Annotated in this window: 24 protein-coding genes and 1 pseudogene; 11 read left to right on the top strand and 14 right to left on the bottom strand. The window is 56.8% G+C overall.

Going from position 1 to position 24,258, the window contains the following annotated elements; genetic code table 11:
* Nucleotides 1–18 precede the first annotated feature (18 nt).
* Nucleotides 19–1,347, bottom strand: coding sequence for an MFS transporter (locus PVE98_RS21725; protein ID WP_096074249.1), 1,329 nt, complete (start codon nt 1,345–1,347; stop codon nt 19–21).
* Nucleotides 1,348–1,612: 265 nt separating this feature from the next.
* Nucleotides 1,613–3,784, bottom strand: a complete 2,172-nt coding sequence (gene fhuE, locus PVE98_RS21720) for a ferric-rhodotorulic acid/ferric-coprogen receptor FhuE (protein WP_096074250.1) — start codon at nt 3,782–3,784, stop codon at nt 1,613–1,615.
* Between the two features lie 397 nt (nt 3,785–4,181).
* On the opposite strand from fhuE, the gene PVE98_RS21715 reads away from it, so the two are divergent.
* The gene (locus PVE98_RS21715; protein ID WP_096074251.1) at nt 4,182–5,270 is read left to right on the top strand and encodes a YncE family protein; all 1,089 of its coding nucleotides are present in this window, start codon (nt 4,182–4,184) and stop codon (nt 5,268–5,270) included.
* Nucleotides 5,271–5,357: 87 nt separating this feature from the next.
* Nucleotides 5,358–5,498 (top strand): annotated as a pseudogene (locus PVE98_RS21710) (Lrp/AsnC ligand binding domain-containing protein); the annotation flags it as partial.
* On the opposite strand, the gene PVE98_RS21705 reads toward PVE98_RS21710, so the two are convergent.
* Nucleotides 5,495–6,085: an ABATE domain-containing protein gene (locus tag PVE98_RS21705; RefSeq protein ID WP_096074252.1), complete on the bottom strand. Its 591-nt coding sequence runs from the start codon at nt 6,083–6,085 to the stop codon at nt 5,495–5,497. The pseudogene PVE98_RS21710 and the gene PVE98_RS21705 sit on opposite strands and share 4 nt — an antisense overlap.
* A gap of 168 nt (nt 6,086–6,253) precedes the next feature.
* On the opposite strand from PVE98_RS21705, the gene PVE98_RS21700 reads away from it, so the two are divergent.
* Both PVE98_RS21700 and PVE98_RS21695 read left to right on the top strand, forming a co-directional pair.
* The gene (locus PVE98_RS21700) at nt 6,254–7,135 is read left to right on the top strand and encodes an alpha/beta fold hydrolase (RefSeq protein WP_096074253.1); all 882 of its coding nucleotides are present in this window, start codon (nt 6,254–6,256) and stop codon (nt 7,133–7,135) included.
* Between the two features lie 74 nt (nt 7,136–7,209).
* A complete protein-coding gene (locus tag PVE98_RS21695) occupies nt 7,210–7,425 on the top strand; it encodes a hypothetical protein (protein WP_033748899.1) in 216 nt (71 codons plus the stop codon).
* 55 nt (nt 7,426–7,480) lie between these two features.
* Here the strand turns inward: PVE98_RS21695 and PVE98_RS21690 are convergent, their stop codons facing one another.
* Together PVE98_RS21690 and PVE98_RS21685 are read right to left on the bottom strand one after the other, a co-directional pair.
* Nucleotides 7,481–8,686, bottom strand: a complete 1,206-nt coding sequence (locus tag PVE98_RS21690; RefSeq protein ID WP_033748898.1) for a diguanylate phosphodiesterase — start codon at nt 8,684–8,686, stop codon at nt 7,481–7,483.
* Nucleotides 8,687–9,065: 379 nt separating this feature from the next.
* On the bottom strand, nt 9,066–10,007 hold the full coding sequence (locus PVE98_RS21685; RefSeq protein ID WP_096074254.1) for a LysR family transcriptional regulator: 942 nt from the start codon (nt 10,005–10,007) through the stop codon (nt 9,066–9,068).
* A gap of 96 nt (nt 10,008–10,103) precedes the next feature.
* Between PVE98_RS21685 and PVE98_RS21680 the strand changes: the two genes are divergently transcribed.
* The 3 genes from PVE98_RS21680 (at nt 10,104) to PVE98_RS21670 (ending at nt 12,093) form a co-directional block, all read left to right on the top strand.
* Nucleotides 10,104–10,538, top strand: coding sequence for a DMT family transporter (locus PVE98_RS21680; RefSeq protein ID WP_048782770.1), 435 nt, complete (start codon nt 10,104–10,106; stop codon nt 10,536–10,538).
* Nucleotide 10,539: 1 nt separating this feature from the next.
* Complete coding sequence (locus tag PVE98_RS21675) at nt 10,540–10,998, top strand: DMT family transporter (protein ID WP_313618862.1); 459 nt, start codon at nt 10,540–10,542, stop codon at nt 10,996–10,998.
* Nucleotides 10,999–11,106: 108 nt separating this feature from the next.
* Nucleotides 11,107–12,093: a UV damage endonuclease UvsE gene (locus PVE98_RS21670; protein WP_096074256.1), complete on the top strand. Its 987-nt coding sequence runs from the start codon at nt 11,107–11,109 to the stop codon at nt 12,091–12,093.
* Here the strand turns inward: PVE98_RS21670 and PVE98_RS21665 are convergent.
* The 4 genes from PVE98_RS21665 to PVE98_RS21650 form a co-directional block, all read right to left on the bottom strand.
* On the bottom strand, nt 12,065–12,598 hold the full coding sequence (locus PVE98_RS21665) for a hypothetical protein (protein WP_096074257.1): 534 nt from the start codon (nt 12,596–12,598) through the stop codon (nt 12,065–12,067). The two genes, PVE98_RS21670 and PVE98_RS21665, sit on opposite strands and share 29 nt — an antisense overlap.
* Before the next feature lie 36 nt (nt 12,599–12,634).
* The gene (locus PVE98_RS21660) at nt 12,635–12,928 is read right to left on the bottom strand and encodes a hypothetical protein (protein ID WP_033748889.1); all 294 of its coding nucleotides are present in this window, start codon (nt 12,926–12,928) and stop codon (nt 12,635–12,637) included.
* 170 nt (nt 12,929–13,098) lie between these two features.
* Nucleotides 13,099–13,338, bottom strand: coding sequence for a regulatory protein YcgZ (ycgZ, locus tag PVE98_RS21655; protein ID WP_033748886.1), 240 nt, complete (start codon nt 13,336–13,338; stop codon nt 13,099–13,101).
* Between the two features lie 266 nt (nt 13,339–13,604).
* Nucleotides 13,605–14,354, bottom strand: coding sequence for an SDR family oxidoreductase (locus tag PVE98_RS21650; protein ID WP_096074258.1), 750 nt, complete (start codon nt 14,352–14,354; stop codon nt 13,605–13,607).
* Nucleotides 14,355–14,507: 153 nt separating this feature from the next.
* Here PVE98_RS21650 and PVE98_RS21645 point away from each other — a divergent pair, with 153 nt between their 5' ends.
* Nucleotides 14,508–15,413 carry a LysR family transcriptional regulator gene (locus PVE98_RS21645; protein ID WP_333620433.1) on the top strand — a complete coding sequence of 302 codons (906 nt, stop codon included), beginning with the start codon at nt 14,508–14,510 and terminating at the stop codon, nt 15,411–15,413.
* Nucleotides 15,414–15,443: 30 nt separating this feature from the next.
* Here the strand turns inward: PVE98_RS21645 and mdtI are convergent, their stop codons facing one another.
* The 5 genes from mdtI to PVE98_RS21620 form a co-directional block, all read right to left on the bottom strand.
* Nucleotides 15,444–15,773, bottom strand: coding sequence for a multidrug/spermidine efflux SMR transporter subunit MdtI (gene mdtI / locus PVE98_RS21640; RefSeq protein ID WP_096074260.1), 330 nt, complete (start codon nt 15,771–15,773; stop codon nt 15,444–15,446).
* Nucleotides 15,760–16,110 carry a multidrug/spermidine efflux SMR transporter subunit MdtJ gene (gene mdtJ / locus PVE98_RS21635; protein WP_407568603.1) on the bottom strand — a complete coding sequence of 117 codons (351 nt, stop codon included), beginning with the start codon at nt 16,108–16,110 and terminating at the stop codon, nt 15,760–15,762. Before mdtJ ends, mdtI begins: the two co-directional genes overlap by 14 nt.
* 613 nt (nt 16,111–16,723) lie before the next feature.
* The gene (locus PVE98_RS21630) at nt 16,724–19,267 is read right to left on the bottom strand and encodes an excinuclease ABC subunit UvrA (RefSeq protein ID WP_096074261.1); all 2,544 of its coding nucleotides are present in this window, start codon (nt 19,265–19,267) and stop codon (nt 16,724–16,726) included.
* A gap of 236 nt (nt 19,268–19,503) precedes the next feature.
* Nucleotides 19,504–19,833, bottom strand: a complete 330-nt coding sequence (locus tag PVE98_RS21625; RefSeq protein ID WP_096074262.1) for a DUF1471 domain-containing protein — start codon at nt 19,831–19,833, stop codon at nt 19,504–19,506.
* Between the two features lie 251 nt (nt 19,834–20,084).
* Nucleotides 20,085–20,885 (bottom strand): MetQ/NlpA family ABC transporter substrate-binding protein, encoded by an 801-nt coding sequence (locus PVE98_RS21620; RefSeq protein ID WP_033748873.1) that lies wholly within the window; start codon nt 20,883–20,885, stop codon nt 20,085–20,087.
* 241 nt (nt 20,886–21,126) lie between these two features.
* Here PVE98_RS21620 and PVE98_RS21615 point away from each other — a divergent pair, with 241 nt between their 5' ends.
* The 3 genes from PVE98_RS21615 (at nt 21,127) to traT (ending at nt 24,257) form a co-directional block, all read left to right on the top strand.
* On the top strand, nt 21,127–22,128 hold the full coding sequence (locus PVE98_RS21615; protein WP_033748869.1) for a zinc-binding alcohol dehydrogenase family protein: 1,002 nt from the start codon (nt 21,127–21,129) through the stop codon (nt 22,126–22,128).
* Nucleotides 22,129–22,923: 795 nt separating this feature from the next.
* On the top strand, nt 22,924–23,229 hold the full coding sequence (locus tag PVE98_RS21610; protein ID WP_096074263.1) for a GNAT family N-acetyltransferase: 306 nt from the start codon (nt 22,924–22,926) through the stop codon (nt 23,227–23,229).
* A gap of 296 nt (nt 23,230–23,525) precedes the next feature.
* Entirely contained in the window at nt 23,526–24,257 is a 732-nt protein-coding gene (gene traT / locus PVE98_RS21605) for a complement resistance protein TraT (protein WP_033748866.1), read from the top strand.
* The last annotated feature ends 1 nt before the right edge of the window (nt 24,258 follow it).

Raw genomic sequence — 24,258 nt, 5'->3', positions numbered from 1 at the left:
TTTACGCCTGTCGATTGCTTATCGCGGCTGCGCCTCAGCCTCAACCCGCAGCTGCGACTTGCGGCCCATCACCAGCACCGCGATACCGCCCGCCGCGCAGAGCAACGCCAGCGGCATCATCGCCAGCGTATGGCTGCCGGTCGCCTGGTTGATCATGCCGTACACGTTCACCATCAGGCCGCCGCCGATCAAATTGGCGACGGCGCCGATAGCCGCCAGCCCGGCCGCCGCGGTCGAAGAGGATAACCAGCCTGAGGCCAGCGCCCAGAACGGACCTTTCATCGAATAGGCGCCGATCAACACCAGCGACAGGATCACCACGCTGCCGGTGAGGGACTGGCTGATAAAGGCGGAAAGCAGGCCGCCCGCAATCAGAAACAGCGTCAAAGCGGTATGCCAGCGTCGTTCGCCGGTGCGGTCTGAACTGCGGCCCCACACAATCATCAGCACCGATGCCAGCCCGTAAGGGATCGCGTTCACCAGGCCAGTGGTAAAGTTATCCAGCCCAAACGACTTCAACAGCTGCGGCGACCAGACGCTGAGCGTGGATCCGGCGGCGGAAGCGCCGGCGTAGATCAGCGCCATGACCCAGATATGCTTGTGGCGCAGCAGCTGCCACAGGGAAATATGGCCGATGGCTTTGCGTTGGGCATTTTCCGCCGCCAGAGTGGATGAGAGCCAGCTGCGCTGCTCGCTGGTGAGCCAGCTCGCGCTGTCCGGACGATTGCTCAGCACGAAAAAGGCCGCCACGCCCAGCAGCACCGCGGGAACGCCTTCGAGAATGAAGAGCCAGTGCCAGCCGCGCATGCCGAACCAGCCGTCCAGCGACAGGATCGCGCCGGAAATCGGCGACCCGATAAAGTTAGCTGCCGGGATCGCCACCATAAAGGTGGCGATAACGCGCGCGCGGTACTTCGCCGGGATCCAGTAGGTGAGATAGAGGATAACGCCGGGAAAGAAACCCGCTTCCGCGGCGCCCAGCAGAAAGCGCAGCAGATAAAGCATTTCGCTGCTCTCTACAAAAGCGGTGCAGACCGACACGATGCCCCAGGTAATCATGATGCGGGAGATCCAGATCTTTGCGCCGATCTTTTGCATCGCCAGGTTGCTCGGCACTTCAAACAGAAAGTAGCCGATAAAGAACAGGCTGCTGGCCAGGCCGAAAACCGCTTTCGACAACCCCAGATCCTCATTCATTTGCAGCGATGCCATGCCGATATTGCCCCGGTCGATGATCGCAATCAGGTAACAGACGATCAAAAAGGGCAGGATCCGCCAGACGACGCGCCTGACGGTTTGCCTTTCCAGCTCTGAGGGCGCAGATGAAGCGTGCATCTTTTCAGACATGATGTACCTCTTAACAGAAGTCGTCCCCGGCAAAGCGCGACCTTGCGGGAGTAGGTTGTTTTACTGTGTAAAACTGCTATGTACAGAGTACAACTCATTATCTCTGCATGTGCTTTTATCTGCAGTGGCATGTTGCAAGGTTGAGTGAGATGTCACAAAAAGATGGCGCGATGATAGCGGTTATGTGATGGCATTAAAATTCTGCCCATGATTGGGCAGGGGAAGGAAACAGGTAATGTTCCCCGGCGGGCGCCAGGGAACAGCATCAGAAGCTGTAGTTCAGACTGACCGACATATTGCGCGGCTCCCCGTAAACGGCAGAGCTGTCGAGGTAAGAGTAGTATTCGCGGTCGAACAGGTTATGAAGATTCGCCTGCACGGCCAGCTGCTTCGTCACCTGATAGCGGGCAAAGAGATCCACCAGCGGGTAGCTGCCCTGGTAGAGGCGCTGCGTCTCGCCGCTCGGTCCGGTGATATCCTGATAAACGCGGTTCTGCCAGTTTATCCCGCCGCCCAGCGTCAACTCCGGCAGCATCGGCAGGCGATAGCGGCTAAAGAGCTTGAGCTGCGTTTGCGGCGCAAAACTGTTGTAGCGACCGCTGCTGTCGCGCGCCACATAGCGCGTGGCGCTGAAGGTGAGTTGCAGATTGTCGGTGACTGCGCCATTCACCTCCAGCTCCGCGCCTTTACTCACCGCGCCTTGCGTCGCGCGGTAGGCCTGCTCGCTCGACCCGTTGACAAAGATGCCGTCAATCGCCTCGGCGGCGTTCTGCTGTTCGATGCGGAAAATAGCAAGATTGCTGGTCAGACGGCCATTCATCCAGTCCGCTTTCAGGCCGGTTTCATAGTTTTTCCCGGTAACAGGCGACAGCCAGGCGCCGTCGGCGCTGCGTTTGGTTTGCGGCGAGAAGATCGAGGTGTAGCTGGCGTAGGCGGAGAGACTCTCGCTCAGGTCGTACACCAGACCGCCGTAAGGCGTCACGTTGTTCTTGCGCATATCGCCGCTGCTGCCGTCGGTGCTGTACTGCGTATAGCGCGCGCCGACGATCAGCGACAGCGGATCGGCCAGCGAGAAACGCGCGGCGGTATAGGCGGATTTCTGCCGCACGATATCGTCGTTATTCAGATACCAGTCACCCCATTCAGGCTCGGCTAGGGAGCCGTCCCAGCTGCTGCTGAAGACGCCAAGCTGTTCGCTGCTGACCGGGCCGTTTGCGCTCCAGGAGGCGTTGTGCTGGCGGCTGTAGCTCAGCCCCGCCATCAGCTGATGCTGACGTCCCAGCAGCTCAAACGGGCCGCTGGCGTAGGCGTCCCAGGAGTCCAGCGTGCGTTTGCCGCGATCCTGGCTGCCGAAGCCGCTGGCGCCGAGTCCGGTTTCCTCGTCCGGATTATCCATAACGTAGAGCAGTTTGTCATTGAGGGTCTGTTCGCCATGGGTGCCGTTCAGCTGGAAGGTCCAGCCGTTGTCCCAGTTATGGGTGACGTTGGCAAATACCTTACGCGATTCCACTGCATAACTCGCCCAGTCGGTCGAGGTATTGGTGCTGCGGTCGTAGCGGGTGCGCGATCCGTTGCTGAACAGGCTCGGTAAGCCGCCCCAGGTGGGGTTGCCGGTATGCTGCTGCTGATAATCCCAGCCGAGCGACAGGGTGGTGTGGTCGCTCAGGTCGGCATCCACCACGCCATAGAGGAATTTTTTGGTTTTCTGGTAGCGATCGAGCCAGCTCTCCTGATTCTGGTAGCCGGCGATAACGCGGCCTCGCACGCTGCCGTCGGCGTTAAGCGGAGCGGAGAGATCCGCCACATAGCGCTGCGCGTTCCAGCTGCCGTAGCTGGCGCTGAGGTTGCCAGTAAAGGTTTTGCTGTCGGCGTGCTTGCGCACCATATTGACCGTAGCGCCTGGATCCCCCGCGCCGGTCATCAGGCCGTTGGCGCCGCGCACAATTTCGATGCGATCGTAAATCGCCGTATCTTCTGCAGCGTCGCCATAGTTCCAGGCGTCGCCCGTGGTGGTGGGGATGTTGTCATAGGAGAAGTCGGTGATCTGAAAGCCGCGCGAGTAGTAGTAGCTGCGCTCGCTGTCAACCTGCTGCGATGAGACGCCGGTGGCGTTGGTCAGCACATCATCTACCGTCTGAAGATCCTGATCGTCTATGCGCTGGCGGGTGACGACAGTAACCGACTGCGGCACGTCACGCGGCGTCAGCAGCATTTTGGTGCCGGCTCGCGTGGTGGTGACCTGATAATCCTGGCTGCTTTGTGCCGCGTCCGTCACGCTGCCGTCAACCACCAGCTGCTGAGGCGAAGCGTCGCTCTCTGCGGCCCAGGCGGAATGCGCGCCAGCGTGGATCGCCAGCGCCAGCAATGTGAGCGTGAAGGTTTTTATCGATCGTGGTGCGCGCGCTGCCGCGCCTGTTTCCCTGCCGCTGAAAGACATAATTTTTTCCATAAGGAAGTATTGTTATGGTGCCCTTGCTCGTCTCTGTCGCAACGAAGCGCAGAGAATATGGGACTGTAATGAGAACGTTAATGATAATCATTTGCTTTAATTCGGCGCACAGAAATTGCGTCGCATTTGTAATTAAATGTAAAAATAATATTAATCATGATGTTACAATTTGAATTGCATCATTTCAGCCGCAGCATCAGAACAAGCTGTTCATAAAGCAAACGTAATTACCTCTCTGAGCGGTACGGCGGCAGACGTCGTCCGGCCTGGCCACAGGCAACCGGATTGTCGACTTTAATGTTAATGAGTATGATTCTCATTCATTTTGCTATTCCCGCCTCGGCAGCGCCTGACGGGAGAAGCTTTTCCATTGATGGAGTCCTGCATGAAATCGCTATTCACCCCGCGCCAACGCGCGCTTGCCGTTGTCATTATCGCAGCGTCAGCTCTGACGGCCTGTCAGACACCGGCGCGCACTGCTGCGCCCGCCGCGACGGCTGTAGCTAAGCCCGCCGCCGCTAACCTGACGCAGCGCGAGCTGGGCGAGGGGCTTTACGAGATGGCTTACGCGCCTGCGGCAAACGCCCTGTTTGTCGCCAGCGCGCAGGGCTTTAATGCGGTAAACGGCGGCGTTATTTATCGTCTTGATCCCACTACGCTGGCGACCAAAGGCGTCACCCACACCGATCTGAAAAACTTCGGCATGGCGGTGGACAGCAGCGGAGATCGCTTTTACGCCACCAACACGCTTGACGGCGGCGTCTCGCAGGTGGATGTGCAGAGCGGCAAGGTGCTGCAGCGTCTGATGTTCAAAGGTAAAGATAAAGATGGCGATCCCATCGGTGCGCGAGAAGTGCTGTTCCACAACAACGAACTCTTCATCGGGGGCGTGGCCGATCCCGGCTTTATCTCTGTGGTGGATGCGAAGCGCATGACGCTGAAAAAGCGCATTCCCAACGCTGGAAAATGGGTGACCGGCATCATCTACTCGTCGCTGACCGACCGCGTCTATGCTGCCAACGGCGGCGGCGAAATTCTGGTGATCAATCCTCATACCCACCGTATCGAGAAACGTCTCTCGCCGCATGACGGCAAAGAGTATCTGTTCCTGAACCTGGCGGAGGATCCCGCTACCGGCCGCCTGTTCGTCACTGACGACTCAAAAGCGAAAGCCACGCTGGTGTTTGACGAGCGTTCCGGCAAAGTGATCAAACGTCTCGACGGCGATGCGCTGGGCATTAAGTTCAACCCGGCGCGCAATGAGATCTATATCAGCCAACGCGAGTCGAAGAAGGTGCTTCAGCTTGACGCCACCAGCTACGCAGTGAAAAACAGCTGGGCATTTAACAGCCATCCCAACAGCCTGCTGCTTTCCCCAGACGGCGGGGTGCTCTACGTCACGCTGAAGCAGGATTTCAACAAAGACAACTCCACGAAAGGGCCGGACAGCGTAGTGCGCATTGCGCTGCCGTAATGCGCCGCGCTAACGATAGAGCTTTAGATTGCCGGTCAGGCGGGTAACTGCTTTCTTCGGCCCCGCCAGCCCCAGTGCCACCAGTTCGATAGCGACTTCCTGTTGCAGGTAGTGGCCGCCGATCTCGACAGCTATGCCGATTTCGCCATGAGCGTTATGCGTCGCCTGCCGGGAATCAAAGAGATGCAGAGCATGTCCGAACCGACGCGGCCGGCCGTGTCGCTTTAGCCTTGAGTCATCCGGCGAAAGCGCGCCGCCTTGGCCCGGTTGCCGCAGAGTGCCATGCTGCACCAGCGGCGGCGATGCGCTTTGGTGCGGTCGTAAAACCACAGCGTGCAGTCGGGATGCTCGCACTCGCGCACCAGCGAGAAATCGCCGTTTACCAGTAGATCGGCAGCCTGTTCCGCCACCGGACCCAGCTGCTGCTCGGGCGTGGCCGTCGCGTAGACACGGCGATACTCATACTGGCCGTCGCGATTCAGCGTCAGCTCAAAGTGGCTGGAGGTGCTGCGAAGGAAGTGATTGAGCTGCTCCGGCTGCCATATCTCTTCTCTCTTTTTCCGCTGTACCGCCTGCAGGATAACGGCGCGCAGTTCACGCGCCGCCTTGAGCAATCCGCCAGCGTGCGCTTCACGCTCCCTCCCGGCTGACCCGCATCCCGCCGCCTCAAGCCAGCGCACCACATCCTCGTCACGCTGAAAAAAATCATGCGGCTCGCCATCGACCTGCGCCACGGTGTTCAGAAAATCGAGCGCCAGATGATCGCCAATCTGCAACGGCGCGGCGGGTAAGCTTTCGCTGTTTCTCTCTTTCATTTGATTTGGCTCTCCTGATAACCATTAAAGATTACTTTGAATGGTTACTCTCTGCAACGGTGACACACTCAGGTAACCGCTAAAAATAACTTTTAAAGGTCTGAATTCTGTGCCAGGGTATAAAACAACCTGTAAAAAACAACTTTAACGGTTACATAAGAGGTCGAAATGATCAGCAATCCGCTCTATCCAGTGCATTATCGCTATATCGACGCTGACGGCGTGCGCGTGTTCTACCGCGAGGCAGGCAATCCTGAACTCCCCACGCTGCTGCTGCTGCACGGCTATCCCAGCTCCTCGCATCAGTTTCGCGATCTGATTCCCTTGCTGAGCGACAGATTTCATCTGGTGGCGCCTGATCTGCCTGGCTTTGGTTTTACCGAAGTGCCGGACGCGCGCCGTTACGTCTATAGCTTCGACGCGCTGGGCGAAACGCTCGCCGCGTTCGTCGATGCATTACGGCTCGAACGCTACGCGCTTTACGTGTTCGACTATGGCGCGCCGAGCGGACTGCGGCTGGCGCTCGCTTATCCCGACAGGGTAACCGGCCTGGTGTCGCAAAACGGCAATGCTTATCTGGAAGGACTGGGCGACGCATGGGAGCCGATTCGCCGCTACTGGGCGCAGCCGACGCCGGAAAATCGCCAGGCCGTGCATGACAACGTGCTCAATCTGGCAGGGACCCGCTGGCAATATTTGCATGGCGTCAGCGACGAAACGCTGGTGGCGCCGGAAGGCTATATGCTCGATGCGCTGCTGATGGAGCGGCCCGGCAACAAAGCGATTCAGCTGGATCTCTTCCTGGACTACGCTAATAACCTGACGCGCTACCCGGCTTTTCAGCAGTTCTTCCGCGAAAAACAGCTGCCGACGCTGGTTATCTGGGGCAAACACGATCCCTTCTTTATTCCGCCGGGCGCGCAGGCTTATTTGCGGGATAACCCACAGGCGCAGGTCGAGCTGCTCGATACGGGCCATTTTGCGCTGGAAACCCATGCGGTCTATATCGCGCAGCGCATCAGACAGGTGATCGGCGGCGAAGCGGTTTAGATGGCGGATTTGCCGGGATAGCGTATGGTTAAACTTTGGCCGCACTATTTAAAGTGAATCATCAGGGGGGAAACATGGATTACGCTATCGCCAGCAATCTGGATGAGCTGAATGAACTGCTCAGCAGCGGGGAGCATAAATCAGTGGTTATCGGCTATGAGCTTTCTGCCGATGAGTTTTTTGGTATCGCGATGTACTGGGGCGATCGGGGCGCGAAAATCAAACGCGTCGACGGCAGTTTTCTGGTGAAGCTGGGGAAAAACGCCATTCCGCCGAACGACGAAATCTAGCATCTGGCTGAGTGATAACAGAGGGGCCGCGCTGAAGGCGGCCCATCTGGTAGCCTTACTGAATCTCCGGCCAGGCGACCGCCGGAATGCCGTTCAGCTGCGGGCGGGCAAACAAATAACCCTGGAAATTGCTGATGCCAGCGGCTTCCAGCCACATCCACTCTTCCGGCTTCTCGACCCCTTCAGCGATAACGCTGATCTCCAGCGAGGAGCAGCATTTAAGAATCGCATGCACGATCGCCTGTTTCGGCCCGCTTTTGTGCACGTCGATAATGAGATTACGGTCGATTTTAATTTTGTCCGGCTGGAAACGAGACAGTAGCGACAGCCCGGCAAAGCCGGCGCCGAAATCATCCAGCGCGATGCTGATGCCTGCCGCGCGCAGTTGCTTAACGGCGATGGTGAACTCATCAAGACGTGAAATCACCTCGTTTTCCGTCACCTCCACCACCACCTGTTCCGGCACCAGTCCATTCTGCTTGATCTGATCCAGCAAAATCTCTACCGCGTTCGGCACCACCACCAGCGACATCGGAAGTAAATTGACCGATAACGTCTGGCCCTGAATATCGAGCTTTTTCGCCAGCGCGAAGGCGACGCCTTTCGCTTTGATATCGGCAGCGTAAATCTCGTCGCCGGAGAACTGGGCGAAATAGTCGGTCGGCGCACTGCCGTCCGGCGTGCGGATCAGCGCCTCCAGCGAGACGATTTGCTGCATCAGCGGATCGATAATCGGCTGAAAGGCGAAGCTGCAGTCAGCGGCGTCCGGCGGCGCAATGGCTTTTTCCAGCGCCTCCTCTACGACAAAATGCAGGGTATCGGTCGGCGGGATTTCAAAGTAGTTGGCTTTTTCTCGCGCTTCGACGAAGGTGCGCAGGAACTGCAAGGCGCGGTCGTCATAGGTAAGCTGGTACTTTGAGGTACCTTTATTGAGCACCGCCTGCAGCACCGTCTCTTTGTCATACTTGCGCAGGTCGAACAGCTCCATGCCGACGTTGCCGAAGCGGCGCGACGGCGAATAGTCATACATCAGTTCAACTAAATTATGATGACGCTTATCCGCGCAAATGCGCTCATAAATGGCGCATACCGCTGCATCGGAACCCTCCAGAAGCTGAAAAAAATGGGTGCCGTCAAACAGCAAAATTCCGGTAACGTCGAAAGTCTCGTTCGTTGTATTGGCGCGTGTGGCTAAATTATCCAGCGTTTTTACAGGCACGTCGTCTGATAGATGGCTGCGATAGATTATTGTTGTCAGCATGGATAATTCCAGTCTTAGCTTTTGTGAGGCACACATTAACAGAGGTCGCGCAGGAATTGTCTAGCGCTTTTTTTTAGAAATAAAAAAAAGTTTGCGAGAAGGTGTTTTTTAAAAAACAGGTCATAACAGTTTTTCGTTTCGCTTAAATTCCCTTTCTTATTACGTTCCTCTTTTTCTTCGCCTATATTATTTATAAGCTATTGAAATTTTTCATTTTTTAGGGGAGTGAAATCATCTGCTTTCAGGTCAGATAAAGTTGCAAGAAAGATGCACGTTACCTCGGTACGCAGTAATGCGTAGCGCCTGCCGGCAGAGCCTGAAATACCCTCGCCCGGCATTAGCCGCTTCGCTTTAATAACCGCTTAATATTGCAAAAACGTTAACTATCGCCACGCTGCCAGTAAAGCGGCGAACCATACACCTCGACAAAGTAATCGATCACCGCGCGCACGCTGAGCGGCGGATGGCGCGTATTGGGATAGATCGCCGCAATTTGCTGCGGTACGGGATTGATCCCCGCTTCAAACTCCTCCAGCAGCCTCACCAGCTTGCCCGTGCGCAGATGATCGCCCGTCAGCCAGTCAGGAAAAAGCACCATCCCCATGCCGCCCAGCGCGGCGGTCAGCAAGGTTTCAGCGTTGTTCGACGACAGCAGCGGCATCACCGGATAGTGCACCCAGGGCGCGCCGTCGCGCCGGAACAGCCAGCGGTTGGCGCCTGCGGATCCGCGATAGACCAGACAGTGATGCTCGCTCAGCGCATCCGGACTGGCGATAACGCCATGCCTGGCGAGGTAGTCCGGCGCAGCGGCCAGATAGTAGCGCTGACTGCCCAGCACTCGCGCGTGAAATGAGGAGTCGGTGAGCGTGCCGATGCGAAAGATAAGATCGGTCGCGGTGCGGTGCGGGTCGACATAGTCGTCAGTTAGCGTCAGCTCAATCTCCAGCAGCGGATAGCGTGCAGACAGGCCCGCCAGCCAGGGCGCGATATGCCGCTGGCCGAAAAAAACAGGCGCATTAAGCCGCACCAGGCCTGACGGCTGAAGCGATCGCTCCTGCAATGCCTGACGCGCGTCGCTGAACTGGCTGTCGATGGCGCGCGCATAGTCAACAAACAGCCGGCCCGCTTCGGTCGGGATCACCGCGCGCGTGTTGCGGTAGAAGAGCTGCTGCCCCAGCGCATCCTCCAGCTGGAGAATAGTGCGCGACACCACGGAAGCGGATACCCCTTCGCGCCGCGCTACCACGGAAAAATTTTGCGCATCGTACACGCTAAGGAAAAAGCGCAGGGCGCGCAGATCAATCGAACCGGTACCGTCCATTAATGCAATTCCTGCAAAGGTGTTTGCTACACTATAGCGTTTTTCATCTTAATCGACTCCATTATGCTGTTTCGCTTCGATTTAAAGGAAGCGATTATGCAACTCATTTTTCTATTTCTGGTTATCGCCGGCGGGATGGGACTGTCGGTAGAGGCGGGGCTGCTCGGCCCATTGGGTCAGCAGGTTGGGGATCTCTGGGCAACGTTCAGCATTTTTGGCGTCGGCGCGGCGCTCACCTTTTTGCTGATGCTTTTTTTCAGCCCGCGCAATAGCCCGTCGTTTTTCGCCCAGCCGGGCTGGCAGCTGCTCGGCGGAATTTTAGGCCCTGGCTACGTGGTGATCCTGACGCTGGCGACGCCGGTGATCGGCATCGCCATGACAATGATCGGCATTCTCGCCGGTCAGGTATTTAAAAGCCTGGTGATTGACCACTTCGGCCTGCTGGGAACGCCGCATCGCAGAATCGATGGCAAGCGCATCATTGCGCTGGTGTTTATTGTTATCGCACTGGCGCTGGTCGCCCGAGGTTAATATGACGATTTTTATGATCTGTTTAGCGGTACTGGGCGGCGCGCTGCTGAGTATTCAGGCGGCGATTAACGGCCAGCTCGGCGCCAAAGTGGGCGTTTTCCGCTGCGCCTTTCTCACCTTCGCGCTGGGCGCAGTGGTAACGGCGCTGCTGATCTTCTTTTTTGAGCCGCCGCAGGCGCACAGCCTGATGGATGTGCCCAAGTGGCAGCTGCTGGGCGCGCTGTGCGGCGTTCCCTATATCGTGATTATGGTGCTGGCGGTGCAGCGCATCGGGACGGCCGCCGCTACCGTCGCGGTTATCTTCGGCCAGCTCGCCATGAGCATGCTGATCGATAATTTCGGCTGGTTAGGCAATACGGCAATCGCCTTCTCGCCAGGCAGGCTGGCGGCGGTGGTCTGCCTGGCGATTGCGCTGTTCTTTATCTACAGCAGCAACAAGCCGAAAAAAGCGAGTGCCTGACCGCGATGCCTGCGCCCTCTGCGCAGGCATTACTGATTGTCGCGTCTCGCATCCAGCCGGTTTTCAAATAACTGTTAAACTTACTGTTTGTGTTTAACAGGGGGAAATATGAAATTAGGCTTCGCGTGTAAATATCTGGATGCAGACGGCAAACAACATTTCCCGTTTAAGAGCACAACCCGTACCCGTTTTCTCAGATTGCCGCGCGATGAGCAGATTGCGCTGATCGCCAGCCTTGCCCGCCTGAACCTGACGAATTTTGCCGGCCTGCTAGCAACGCTGGCTATGCAGCCAGAGACCCTGCGCATGATGCGTATCGGCAGCGATCTGCTGCCGCTCTTTACCGTGCCGGAAGCGATGCCGCTCTACCGGGAATTTCTGCCCGATCTCTACCCGCTGTTTGAGCGCTGCGGCGCGCTGGCGCGGCAGCATGGGATCCGTCTCTCTTTCCATCCCGGACAATATTCGGTGCTGGCGTCGGATAATCCTGATGTGGTGCAGCGGGCGATCGAAGATGTGGAGTACCATGCGCTCTGCGCCGTACTGATGGGCTACGGCAAAACGTTTCAGGATTTTAAAATCAACATTCATATGAACGGTAAGAAAGGCTTCGAAGGATTTCAGCAGGCCTTTGGTCAGCTCACGCCCGAAGCGCGCAATATGCTGACGGTGGAAAATGATGAGATTTCCTGTTCGCTGGATGAGGTGCTGCAGGCGAGGGCGCTCTGTCCCATTGTATTGGATATCCATCATCACTGGGTGAAAGAGAACGCCTTTATTCAGCCGGACGATAGCCGTATCGCCTTGATTCAAGAGTCATGGCGCGGCGTTCAGCCGGTGCTGCACTATTCGATTTCGCAGGAAGGACTAATACCGGAACATGGCTATCCCGATCAGCAGAGCCTTGGCGTGGCGAAAACCAAACTGCGCGCGCATTCGGACTACTATTTCAATTCGACGCTGAACGACTGGGCGCTGTCGTTCAGCGCCTTTGATATCATGTGCGAGGTGAAAATGAAAAATCTCGCCAGTCAGCGGCTTTATGACTATGCGCTGAGCAGAGAGCTTATCGATCCCAGCCGAAGTGGGCGGTAATGGCGCGGCGGTAAGGGGTATCGATCTGCGCGGGCACCTGCAAAATATAGGCGCGCGCGTGGTCTGCCTCTTTGCCTTCCAGCTGCTGAAGATAGTCTATCGCCTGTGGCAGCGTAGGAACTAAACCTTCAACGCTGCCCAGCTTTGGCGGCAGTCCGGTCCAGATGACCGCATCCAGCTCACGGGCGCGCGCCCACTCGGCCAGCACGCCAGGCGTGTGCGCTGTTACGGAAAAAATGCCGATGCCGTCGACGCGTTCATCAGGGATCCCTTCGCGCTCGCGCAGCTGCAGGCAGGCTTGTCCTAAATCCTGCATCGCCAGCCTTGCCCACAGAACCGGCACCGGCGGCGCGTTCATGCAGATCGCGGTCGCCAGCTCGCCGCCGTCGCTGGTGCGGGAGAACTCGACTGGAAAGCGCGGGCCATCCTGATGCCATGCGCCTTCGACGGGAAGATCGCCCGGTTTCCAGATCAGCGAGCCCCAACCTAAACAGGCAATATTCATCGAGTGCTCCTGAAAAGAAAACCGCAAAAGAGAGGGTCAGTGCCTGCGTTTATCGCCCGGCATCGCATCGCCCTTAAAGTGATGCTCATTGTTGTTGCGATCGCGTAACGTCACGCGAGACTGAGTGGATTGCGTGGTAAGGTTCTGCTGCACCTCGTTAATGGCGCGAACGATAATCTGCTGCCGCTCTTCATCAGCTTCTTCCGCCGCCATGCGCTGCAGGACGTCCATCAGCGCGCGGCTGGAAACCGCTTTATCAGACAGCAGCAGCTCCAGCGTCGCCTCGCCAATAACGATGTCGGTCAGTCTTTCTTCATTACTTTTATACATAACATTTGCTCTGTGTCCCGCTGCACGCCCCAGCAGTTGGGGCAGGATTGAGGTGCGGTTGACTACAGAAAGAACCAGCGCACCTGGCTGGTGCTGGCGTGAGCCAGCGAATGCCTGCTTACATCTTAAGGCCGTGCCGGAAAAACGGAAATCGTAACTGTAATCGGGAATTAGCGGCCCAACAGCAAGCCGATCAGACGCTGATAGTGTTTCTCTTCTTCGGCCGTCGAGGCAACTTCCAGTCGTCTTACCAGCTTAGTGCAAATACCTTTACGGTTGACGTTTTTGCCTGCGCGGAGAAGCTCAACAACGATCTGGCCCAGCGTTTCCTGTTCGGAAGGCAGGCTGGCTTCACGAAAATAACGTGCGATATCTTCGGATGAAGAGAGAAGGCTGCTGCTCTGACGCATAATTTTACCCCAACAAAATGAGTTAAACGATGATCAGTCAAAAAAACTGACAAGTTGTACATCGATAGTAAATGTGTACAAGAATATGCAAGAAAAAGCCGTTAACTTTTTTGCAAAAAATGCTCTCAAATGAGTATATCTTTTGTTAACCCTTTGTATTGTGGCGAAAGCGGGCCCAGCGTCAAGTATTTTTAGGACTCTTTTACGGCTGTACAACTTCTGTTAACCGTAACGCCCTGCAGGAAATTTCCTGCAGAGCGTCCGCCTTATACCTGCGCCATACCGCCATCAACAAAAAGTTCGGTGGCATTGATAAAGCTGGCCGCGTCGGAGGCGAGGAAGGCAACCACCTTGCCAATCTCCTCCGGTTCGCCCAGGCGACCTAACGGCACCTGCGCCGCCAGCGCGTCAAACAAGCCCTGGCGGTTCGCTTCATCCACCAGCTCACCCAGGCCTGGCGTGCGAACCGGACCTGGGCTGACAACGTTAACGCGAATAGCGCGCTCTTTAAGATCCAGCGCCCATGAGCGGGCGAAATTGCGCACCGCCGCCTTGCTGGCGCTGTATACGCTAAATCCGGCGGTGCCCTGCACCGAGGTAGTAGAGGAGGTTAAAATTACCGATGCGCCGTCTACCAGCAGCGGCAGGGCTTTCTGCACGGTAAAAAGCACGCCGCGCACGTTGGTGGCGAAGATACGGTCGAAATGATTTTCCGTAATCGCGCCCAGCGGCAGCATATCGCCTCCGCCCGCATTGGCGAACAGAATATCCAGGTGGCCGGCGCTGCGCGCTATCTCGGCGTAGACCGCATCAAGATCGGTGAGAAGTGAGGCGTCGGCGCGGATGCCGGTCGCGGCGGAACCGATAAGCGCCACCGCTTCATCCAGCGCTTCCTGACGGCGTCCGGTAATAAAGACGCGGGCGCCCTGTGCGGCGAGCTGCTGTGCTGACGCCAGGCCGATACCGCTGGTGCCGCCGGTTACTAAGGCGATTTTGCCGTTAGGTGCGTTAGTCATGATTGTTTCCTCTTAAGCGTGTGGGTTAGGGTCAGTGCGCCAGGTCACTGCAGCGCTGAGGAGCAATCTATCTCTTACGGATTTGTTGAAAAATCCTGTAAAATGAAAAGCACTATTTCTGTGTGTGGATAATTCAGGGTTCAGGAGACGACGATGGATCAGCTGATGGCGATTCGGGCTTTCTCCCGCGTGGTGGAAGCGGGTAATTTTACTCGCGCGGCGGACTCGCTCGATATGCCGAACGCCACGCTCAGCAAGCTGGTGCAGGAGCTGGAGGCGCACCTCGGCATCCGTCTGCTGCAGCGCACCACGCGCCGCGTCACGGTGACGCCGGAAGGGCGGGAATATTATGAGAAAACGCTGCGCGTCCTGCACGATCTTGAGGATATCGACGCCTCTTTCAACGTGGCGCGCAGCTCGCCGCGCGGCGACTTGCGCATTGACGTCGGCGGCTCCACCGCCAGCGAGGTGCTGATTCCGGCGCTGCCCGATTTTATGGCGCGCTATCCCGATATTCGTATCGATCTCGGCGTCGCCGACCGCGCCGTCGATCTGATTAGCGACAATGTCGACTGCGTGATCCGCGGCGGCCCGTTAAACGACTCCTCGCTGATCGCGCGCCAGATCGGCTTTGCTACTCTAATTACCTGCGCCACGCCCGCCTATCTCAAGCTCTATGGCGTTCCGGCCTATCCTGACGAACTTAAAAACGGCCATCGATTAATCAGCTACCTTTCGCCGCAGAGCGGACGCGCCTTTCCCTTCCGCTTTGAGCGCGACGGGGAAAAAACGGAGATTAAGGCGGACTATCGCGTCGGGGTAAACGAAAGCAACGCGCATCTGGCGGCGGCGCTGTCAGGGCTGGGCATCGTACAGACCTTTACCTATGCCACCGCGGCGCATATCAGAGCGGGGAGACTGGTGGAGATCCTCACGCCGTGGTGGCCGGCGCGCTATCCGTTTCATGTGGTTTACCCGCAAAATCGCTACGTGACGCATCGACTGCGGGTCTTTATTCGCTGGCTGCAGGAAATTTTCCCCGCGCGGGTAGGACTATAACGTCCCGCCACGGCAGGACGTTATGCATTATCAGGCGAACTTAATTAAGATCATGCCTGCCAGCAGCAGACTCAGCCCCGCCCAGCCTCGGGCGTTGAGCCGCTGGCCAAACAGCACCCAGCCCGCCGCCACCGTAGCGGCGATGCCGAAACCGCCCCACAGGGCGTAGGCGACCGACAGATCGATACCTTTTACCGCCTGAGAGAGCGCGCTAAACGCCAGCAGCACCGAAACCAGCGAGGAGATACCCAGCAGCGGTTTTTTAAAGCCGTCGGAATATTTCAGAAAAATATTGGCGGCGATTTCCAGCAGGATCGCCAGCGCCAGCCAAAGCAGATGCGTAATATCAGCTGATGACATGCTGCGGCTCCTTCTTCTGCGTAGTACCGGTTTTAATCAGCATAATGCCGGCGATCAGTACCGTCAGTCCGGCGATTTTCATTGGAGAGAGCGGCTCTCCGAACAGCTGCACGCTAAATAGCGTAATTAATACGATGCCGATGCCTTCCCACAGTGCATAGGCGACGCCATGCGCGATTTTTTTGACGGCGAAACTCAGGAAAATATAGGAGCAGGCGATCATTACCAGCATGATTAAATAACCCGAGCCGCTTTCGTCGACGCTGGACCATTTCATCGCCAGCGTGCCGATAATTTCGCTAAAAATAGCAAGTAATAATAAAACCCATGCAAACATGGCTAACTCCTGTCGCAATTATTCAATTGACCTGCACCGCACAGGCGCAAGTTCCTTATGGCAAACGGAAACGAGGAGAGGGGCCTACAGGGCGCTACGCCAGTGCTGATCGGCGATATTCCAGACGGGAAGAGAGCAGATGAAAAGAGAATGATTGATAAATGCTACGCGCATAATTTAAACAAGACATCCACGCTGTTGCTTCTCATCGGTGGACGGATTGTACTCCAGTAATAAACACGGCGCAGTTATAGCATCTGCCAGTTGCCGTTTCAATAGCAGCAATTTCTAATATTGATTTATGACAAAGTTTATTGTGTCGTGGCTACGCCTGGTCTCAGTCAGGATAAAGAGATTCAATGCGGCTTCTTATAGTTACAACATACATATATAGCAATAAATATTCACTCTGACACCGTGCAAAGCATCTTCTGGCAGCAAAAGTGCAGTAGTGACGTTGTCACGAAGGCAAAAAAGGCCAGTCAGGTGCAGCGCTTGTTCTTGTTGCACATCGCAGCAGCAAGGCGCCCGGAAGCGAAAATGCCTCCGGATGCCTGCTGGTTTCTCTGTTTTATCCGTCGGGTTTTCGCGAACCGCAGAATAGTGTCCCGCGCTACGCCTGCGGATCGCCGCGCCTGTTTTTAAGCCGCTGGGCTAAATAGGGCGCGGTCACGCTGTTCTCAGCGCGGCTGACCTCTTCCGGCGTACCGGCCGCCACGATATGACCGCCATTTTCCCCTGATCCCGGTCCAAGATCGATTATCCAGTCAGCCTCGGATGCAATTCGCATATCGTGCTCTGCCATCACCACGCTATCGCCGCGTTTCACCAGCTGATCCAGCACCCGCATCAGCTTATCCATGTCTGAGGGATGCAGGCCGGTCGAAGGTTCGTCGAGCAGATAGAGCGTTTTGCCGCGCTGCGCGCGCTGCAGTTCCCAGGCGAGTTTGATGCGCTGGCACTCTCCGCCTGACAGCTCCGTCGCCGGCTGGCCTAGCGTCAAATAGCCCAGACCCAGCGCCTTGAGCGCGGTAAGGGAGCGCTGAATACTCTCATTGTCGCTGAAAAACGCGGCAGCTTCGTCTACCGTCAGCGCCAGTACGTCGGCGATGGTTTTGCCGTTCCAGTGCACTTCAAGCGTCTCGGCATTATAGCGACGGCCGCCGCAGGTAGAACAAGGCGCGCTCGCCTGGGGCATAAACAGCAGCTCAATGGTGATGAGGCCCTGTCCTTCGCAGGCGGGACAGCGTCCGGCGGGCAGATTGAACGAGAAACGGCTGGCGTCGAAGCCGCGCGTCTTCGCCTCATCGGTCTCGGCAAACAGCCGCCTGACGGTGTCAAAAAAGCCGGTATAGGTCGCAAGATTGGAACGAGGCGTTCGACCGATAGGGCGCTGATCGATACGTACCAGTCGCTTCAGGGAAGCGCCGCCGGCAACCACGTTGCCCTGAACCGCCGTGACGGTTTCATCCTCATCTTCGCCCTCATCGGCCGGTGTGTTATCCAGTCTCTGGAGCAATGCGGGCAGGACGCGAATCAGCAGCGTCGACTTTCCTGAGCCGGAAACGCCGGTAATCACCGTCATTCTGTCGAGCGGCAGCGAAAAATCGAGCGCACGCAGGTTATTGCAGGTCACCTGTTCAAATTGCAGCCACTGTTCAGGCAGGCTGCGCTGACGCAGGCCGGGATAACGATCGCCGAGCAGATAGTCTGCCGTCGCCGACCGGCCGTTGCGCGCCAGGCCGGAGGGCGCGCCGTTATAAACGATTTCGCCGCCCAGGCGGCCCGGTCCCGGTCCGATCTCCGTCAGCCAGTCCGCTTCGGCGATAACGTCAAGATTGTGCTCGACGATCACCAGCGAGTTGCCCGCTGCCAGCAGCGCGCGCAACGAGCGGATCAGCGCGCGTACATCTTCCGGGTGCAGGCCGGCCGCCGGTTCGTCCAGCACATACATGACGCCGAAAAGCTGCGAGATCAGCTGCGTCGCCAGCCGGATGCGCTGTAGCTCGCCCGAAGAGAGCATCGTCGTCCTGCGGCCGAGGGAAAGATGGCCAAGGCCGAGGTTTTCCAGCTGGTCCAGACGCCCGCAAATATCCGTCGCCATGCGGATCGTCGCTTCCCTTAGCGCCGTCTCTTCAGGAAAGAGAGAAGAAGCGCCCTTCGCCAGCGGGGAAAACAGCGCCTTGAGTTGAGCGATAGTCAGCTCGCCCATTTCAGCGATGTCGTAACCTGCGAAGGTCACGGAGAGCGCATCCTGGTTAAGTCGTTTCCCCTGGCAGAGCGCGCAGGGCGCCACGGCGACAAAGCGGGAAAGACGTTTTTTGACGCTCTCTTTGCCACCCGCGTAGCTTTGCAGCACATATTTTCTGGCGCTGGTATAGGTACCGGTATAGGCAGGTTCGACCTCAGCCGCTATCGCCGCTTTGCGTTGTTCGGCGGTAAGCCCCATAAAGATAGGCACAGAAGGCTGTTCATCAGTCATCAGGATCCACTCTCTGTCCCGTTCAGAGAGCGTTTCCCAGGGCGCGTCGATGTCGTAATCCAGCGCCTCCAGGATTGAGCGCAGGTTTTTCGCCTGCCAGCCATGCGGCCAGGCGGCGATAGCGCCTTCGCGAATGCTCAGGGATGCATCTGGCACCAGGGCCTCCGTCTTCACCTGATGCACCATGCCCATGCCCTGGCATGCGGGACAGGCGCCCTGCGGGTTATTGGGGGAAAAAGATTCGGCAGCCAGAAAGGAGACGCCGTCAGGCCGCTTCCCGGCGCGAGAATAGAGCAGTCTGAGCGTTACGGAAACGCGCGTCAGGCTGCCGACGGTGGAGCGCTCCTGCGCGCCCGCGCGGCTCTGCTGCAGCGCAACCGCTGGAGGCAGGCCATCGATGCTGTCTACGTCCGGGGCCGCCGCCTGATCTATCAGGCGGCGCGCATGGGGCGCGACCGATTCCATAAAGCGCCGCTGCGCCTCTGCATAGAGCGTGTCGAACGCCAGCGACGACTTGCCCGATCCCGAAACGCCGGTGAAAACCACCATGGCGTCACGGGGAAACGTGAAGGAGAGATCTTTAAGGTTATGCGTTCTTGCGCCCTGAACGCTCACGCCGCTGTGGTTGCTGCGATGCGGTAGGCTGCCGCTGTTTTCCTTTCCTTTAGACGTCATAACGCTCCCACAAAAAGAGTTTCTATAAAAAGTGTTGTTGTGTCGGCTCGCCGTCTGCGCAGCTAGCCGATAAGTCGTCAAAGGGTAGCAGGGATATGCGCTGACTGAGGCGCGGGAGATAAAAAGCAGAACGAAGGCTGGGGCGGCCTGAGCCGCCTGAGCCTGAAAGCGAAGAGTGTTTTATAACAGACAGAAGGCAGCAGGCGGTATTTAAGGTCTGCGCCGATTAGGACGGATTACAATATAAATCCTGCCGCCGCTGGCGCATTGGCGCTGTCGTCGGGGATATTATAGAGCGTCGCTTTTGCCGCCAGCAGCGGCTGGCCGTCGCTGCCCGATTTGTGTGATTCCACATCGGTAATGTGGTAGCCGACGGCGCCCGCTTCATGCGCTTTATGGGCAAACGCGGCGTTGAGCTCCTCCATAGAGGTTGCCCAGCTGACCGAAGTCACGGCGAAGGGCTGAACGGAAGCGATTTCACGCTGAGTGAGGCCCGTACGAATCAACACGGGATTCACGCTCTGCGGAGAGAAAATGGATAAAACATCCTGCACTAACTCTTTCATTAGCCGACTCCTTAAGGGATTAACGCACGGTTATTTTATTTTCGGTCGTAACGAAGGTAATAAACGCCAGAACTTGTTATGCGTTTTAGCTTTAATTGCTAATGAGATGTTATGGAAACAGCGGCTGATAACTTAACGAGGGTTTGGCGAAGATATTTTCATTTGATTACATTCTGGCTGTTTTTGACATGCCTGAATGAGAAGCGAAACGCCTCCGCAACCTGAAGGGGGATGCGGAGGCGGGAGCGGTTTTACCACCCTTTGATAATATCGCCTTTATAAAGCTCATTGGCTTTATCCAGCACTTCCTGCGAGCGGAACGCCTCTTTCAGCTTCTGGATATTGGGGCTGTCTTTATTATCTTCGCGCGCCACGATGGCATTCACGTACGGCGAGGCTTTCCCTTCCATAAACATGCCGTCGCGCGAGGCGGAGAGATTCGCCAGCGCGGCGAAGTTGTTATTGATAATAGAAACGTAAACCTGCGGGTCGTCGAGCGTGCGCGCCAGCTGCGGCGTATCGACCTCGACAAACTTCAGTTTTTTCGGGTTGTCGGTCACGTCCAGCGTGGTCGGCAGCAGGCCCGCTTCCGGTTTCACCTTGATGAGACCCTGCGCCTGCAGCAGCAGCAGGCTGCGGCCCAGCGTGGTCGCTTCGTTAGAGATGGTGATCGTAGCGCCGTCCGGCAGGGCATCCAGCGATTTGATTTTGCGCGAATAGCCGGCAATCGGGAAGACGAAGGTATTGGTGACCACGGCGAAATGGTAGCCGCGCTCTTTAGACTGCATCTCCAGATAGGGCAGGCTCTGGAAGGCGTTGGCGTCGACATCTTTATTGAACAGCGCTTCATTCGGCTGCACGTAGTCATTGAACGCCACGACATCGACATCCAGATGATATTTGTCATGCGCCACCTGTTTAACGGTATCCCATAACGTCTGGTCCGGGCCGGTATTAATAGCCACTTTGATTTTGCTGTCGTCATCTTTATTACAGGCGCTAAGCAGCGTAACTGACGCGGCCAGCAGAATAGAAAGCACTTTTTTGTTCATAAGCCAGATCCCTTTTGTCGTAGGGAAACGACTATAATCTACATCTAGACGTCTGTACATCCGTAACTGCGCGACTGCCGTTTTTTTATCCGCTTCATTTGACACCGTTTTCTACCGATGCACAGCTATTTTCACTCCAGCAGTGAAAGTGCTGCTGTCGCCAGCAGGTGTTTCTCCTGACACAGGCCGCCTATGCTGTTATCCAGCATTAGCAAACTTATTACTGCAAAAAGGAACAGAGATGAAAGCTATCGTCTACAGCCAGAATGGATTGCCGATCGCCGATCCGCAATCGCTCTACGACACTACGCTGCCGCAGCCCCAGCCGGGCGCGCACGATCTGCTGGTGAAAATCGCCGCGATCGCCGTCAATCCGGTCGATACCAAAGTGCGCAACAACGCGCCGACGCAGCAGCCGCGCATTGTCGGCTGGGATGCCGTCGGCACGGTAGAAGCGGTCGGCGAGAGCGTGACCCGGTTCAAGCCCGGCGACGAAGTCTTTTACGCCGGCGCCATCGATCGCCCCGGCTCCTACGCGGAATATGGCCTGGTGGATGAGCGTATCGCCGGTCACAAGCCTGCTTCGCTAAGCAACGCTGATGCCGCCGCGCTGCCGCTGACCTCGCTGACCGCCTGGGAGCTGCTGTTCGACCGCCTTGAGGTGAAAGAGCATGAGAACGAAGCGCTGCTGATTATCGGCGCGGGCGGCGGGGTCGGTTCGATTCTGACGCAGCTGGCCAGCAAGCTGACCGGACTGCGCGTTATCGCTACCGCGTCGCGTCCTGAAACCGCCGAGTGGGTGCGCGAACTGGGCGCGCACGACGTTATCGATCATTCTCGTCCGCTGACGGAAGGGCTGCGCGAAATCGGCGTCGAGAACGTTCGCTATGTCGCCAGCCTGACCCATACCGACAAACACTATCAGCAGATCGTCGAGGTGCTGGCGCCGCAGGGCCGTCTGGCGGTCATTGACGATCCGGACACCCTCGACGCGATGCCGCTGAAGCGTAAAGCGATCTCGCTGCACTGGGAGCTGATGTTTACCCGCTCGCTGTTCCAGACGCCGGATATGGCGCGCCAGAATGAGATTCTGGAAAATGTGCGCCGCCTGATCGACGATGGCACGCTGCGCACCACCAAAGGCGAGCATTACGGCGCCATCAACGCGGAAAACCTGCGTCGCGCCCATGCGCTCATCGAGAGCAACCGGGCACGCGGCAAAATCGTACTCGAAGGGTTTTAACCCAGCCTGACAAGAGAACCATCGCAGTTTGCCTGCGACAGACTACCCGGCCAAATGGCCGGGTTTTTTATTTGCGCTGCAAGGAGACCGACCGCTCGGCCTGCTTCCTGCTGGCCCGATTGCGAACCTGCGCTGCTGGCAACCGCCGCGCCGCCAGCGTGATGCCCGGGCGCCGCTGCCGCGTCCTTAACCACTATTTAGCGAAAAAGTCATGCCTGCGCTCGCAGAGCGCAATATTTGAGAATAACTCTCATTGCTACCAGTGCTGCTGTGCCCGTAGGTTGAGGCAACAGGTCAGACTGCGGAATATGCCGGATGTGGGAAGTGCCAGTTATTTATTGGGTGCTTCGCCGCCGGCAATAGCGTCGCAGTTAACATCAGGCGTTAAACGCTGCTTTGACCGCTGGCGAACGCATCAAATAATAAGGAATGTATGGGAGCTTACTGCAGGCACTGCCGCGCGCTTTTAAGTCGGGACGAATATTTCTGGTTTTACGACAGCTGTCTCCGCTGTGAAAAATGCGCGCAAATTCGTGCCGAAGAGCGAGAGATTTTCATTAAGTCGCCGCTATATGTCTGGAGTGAAATACGCTTTCAGACGCGCCGATTCAAACACCGGCTGGCGGCTTATTTGAAAAGGCAGAATCTTGTCTGAACAGCATCATCTGGTTTAACGCTGGGCAGAGAAAGAAGGGGTAAGTACGAACGGTTATTTCTTCAGAACGGCTTGTTTACCGGCCGCTAAAACAAGAGGACTGGCCTTTTTTCCCGGCGCTGCATCAGGACTGAAACCTGATGGCGTACATAGCCGATCCCCAGAATGAAGAAGAAATACGATCCGCATCGTTTGAAACGCGCTTATTACCCTGGCGTAAAGGCTATGGCACAGAATCGCTGAACGCCATCATTCGCTTCGCGTTCGATTCGCTGGGTTACCGAAAACTCACCGCCACGGTGACAGCGGGAAATATTGCTTCAAAGCGTCTGCTGCTTAAAAGCGGATTCAGGCAGAAAGGGGTAATTCGGCAAAGCTATTATTTAAACGGCGAGTGGCGGGACGACTGGGTGTTCGGGCTGCTGGCTGATGACTATCATGGCTAAACCTTACGTGGCAGCGCTACCGCGGCCGCTTCTCGCCGGTCAGGTGTAGATCCTGACGTTTCCTTTATCATTTCTCCCCGTGCCGCTGGCGCTGGGCGCATACCAGGCGCGCGATGCTTGCAATAAACTACCGCGCGATCCTGCCACACCGATGAAAAAGATTTAAGTTTCTCTCCTCTCTTCCGATAACCATTCCGCCACTCTGAGGGTAGAGGATGCGTTTTCAAATATATCCATCACCTGAGTGCGCGTCGGGGCGCGACTGTCCCGTTTTTTAATTTAACAAGGAGCAGTAAATGAAAAACCGCAATTTAGTTATGGCGGCTGTCGTCGCATCATGTCTGGTTCTCTCAGGTTGTAGCGCAATGGGAACGGCCATCAAGAAACGTAATCTCGAAGTCAAAACGCAGATGAGCCAGACCGTATGGCTTGAGCCGTCAAATGAAAAAACGGTGTATCTGCAGGTTCGTAATACGTCAGATAAAGATATGAGCGATCTTCAGACATTACTGGCACAGGATCTGCGCGCTAAAGGCTATACCGTGACATCGTCGCCTGACACAGCGTATTACTGGATTCAGGCCAACGTGCTTAAGGCAGAAAAAATGGATCTGCGTCAGTCGCAGGGCTTTCTGTCGACCGGATATGAGGGCGCGGCCACCGGCGCGGCGCTGGGTGCCGGCATTACCGCCTATAACAGCAACTCAGGCGGCGCTATTCTGGGAATTGGCCTCGCGGCCGGGCTGGCAGGCATGGCGGCAGATGCGCTGGTTGAGGACGTAAACTTTACGATGGTGACCGATCTGCAAATCTCCGAGCGCAGCAAATCCACCGTCACGACCGATAATATCGGTGCGCTGCGTCAGGGCAACGCCGGCATTAAGCTGCAGACCAGCAGCGAAGAGGGCAACCGCATGAAATACCAGACGCGCGTGGTGTCTAACGCCAATAAGGTCAACCTGAAATTCGAAGAGGCTAAACCGGTGCTGGAAGCCCAGCTGGCGAAATCGGTCGCCGGTATTATGTAAC

The sequence above is a fragment of the Pantoea sp. GABEPS69 genome, assembly GCF_045780835.1.
Classification (GTDB): domain Bacteria; phylum Pseudomonadota; class Gammaproteobacteria; order Enterobacterales; family Enterobacteriaceae; genus Pantoea; species Pantoea septica.
This window is presented reverse-complemented; position numbering and strand designations above follow the sequence as displayed.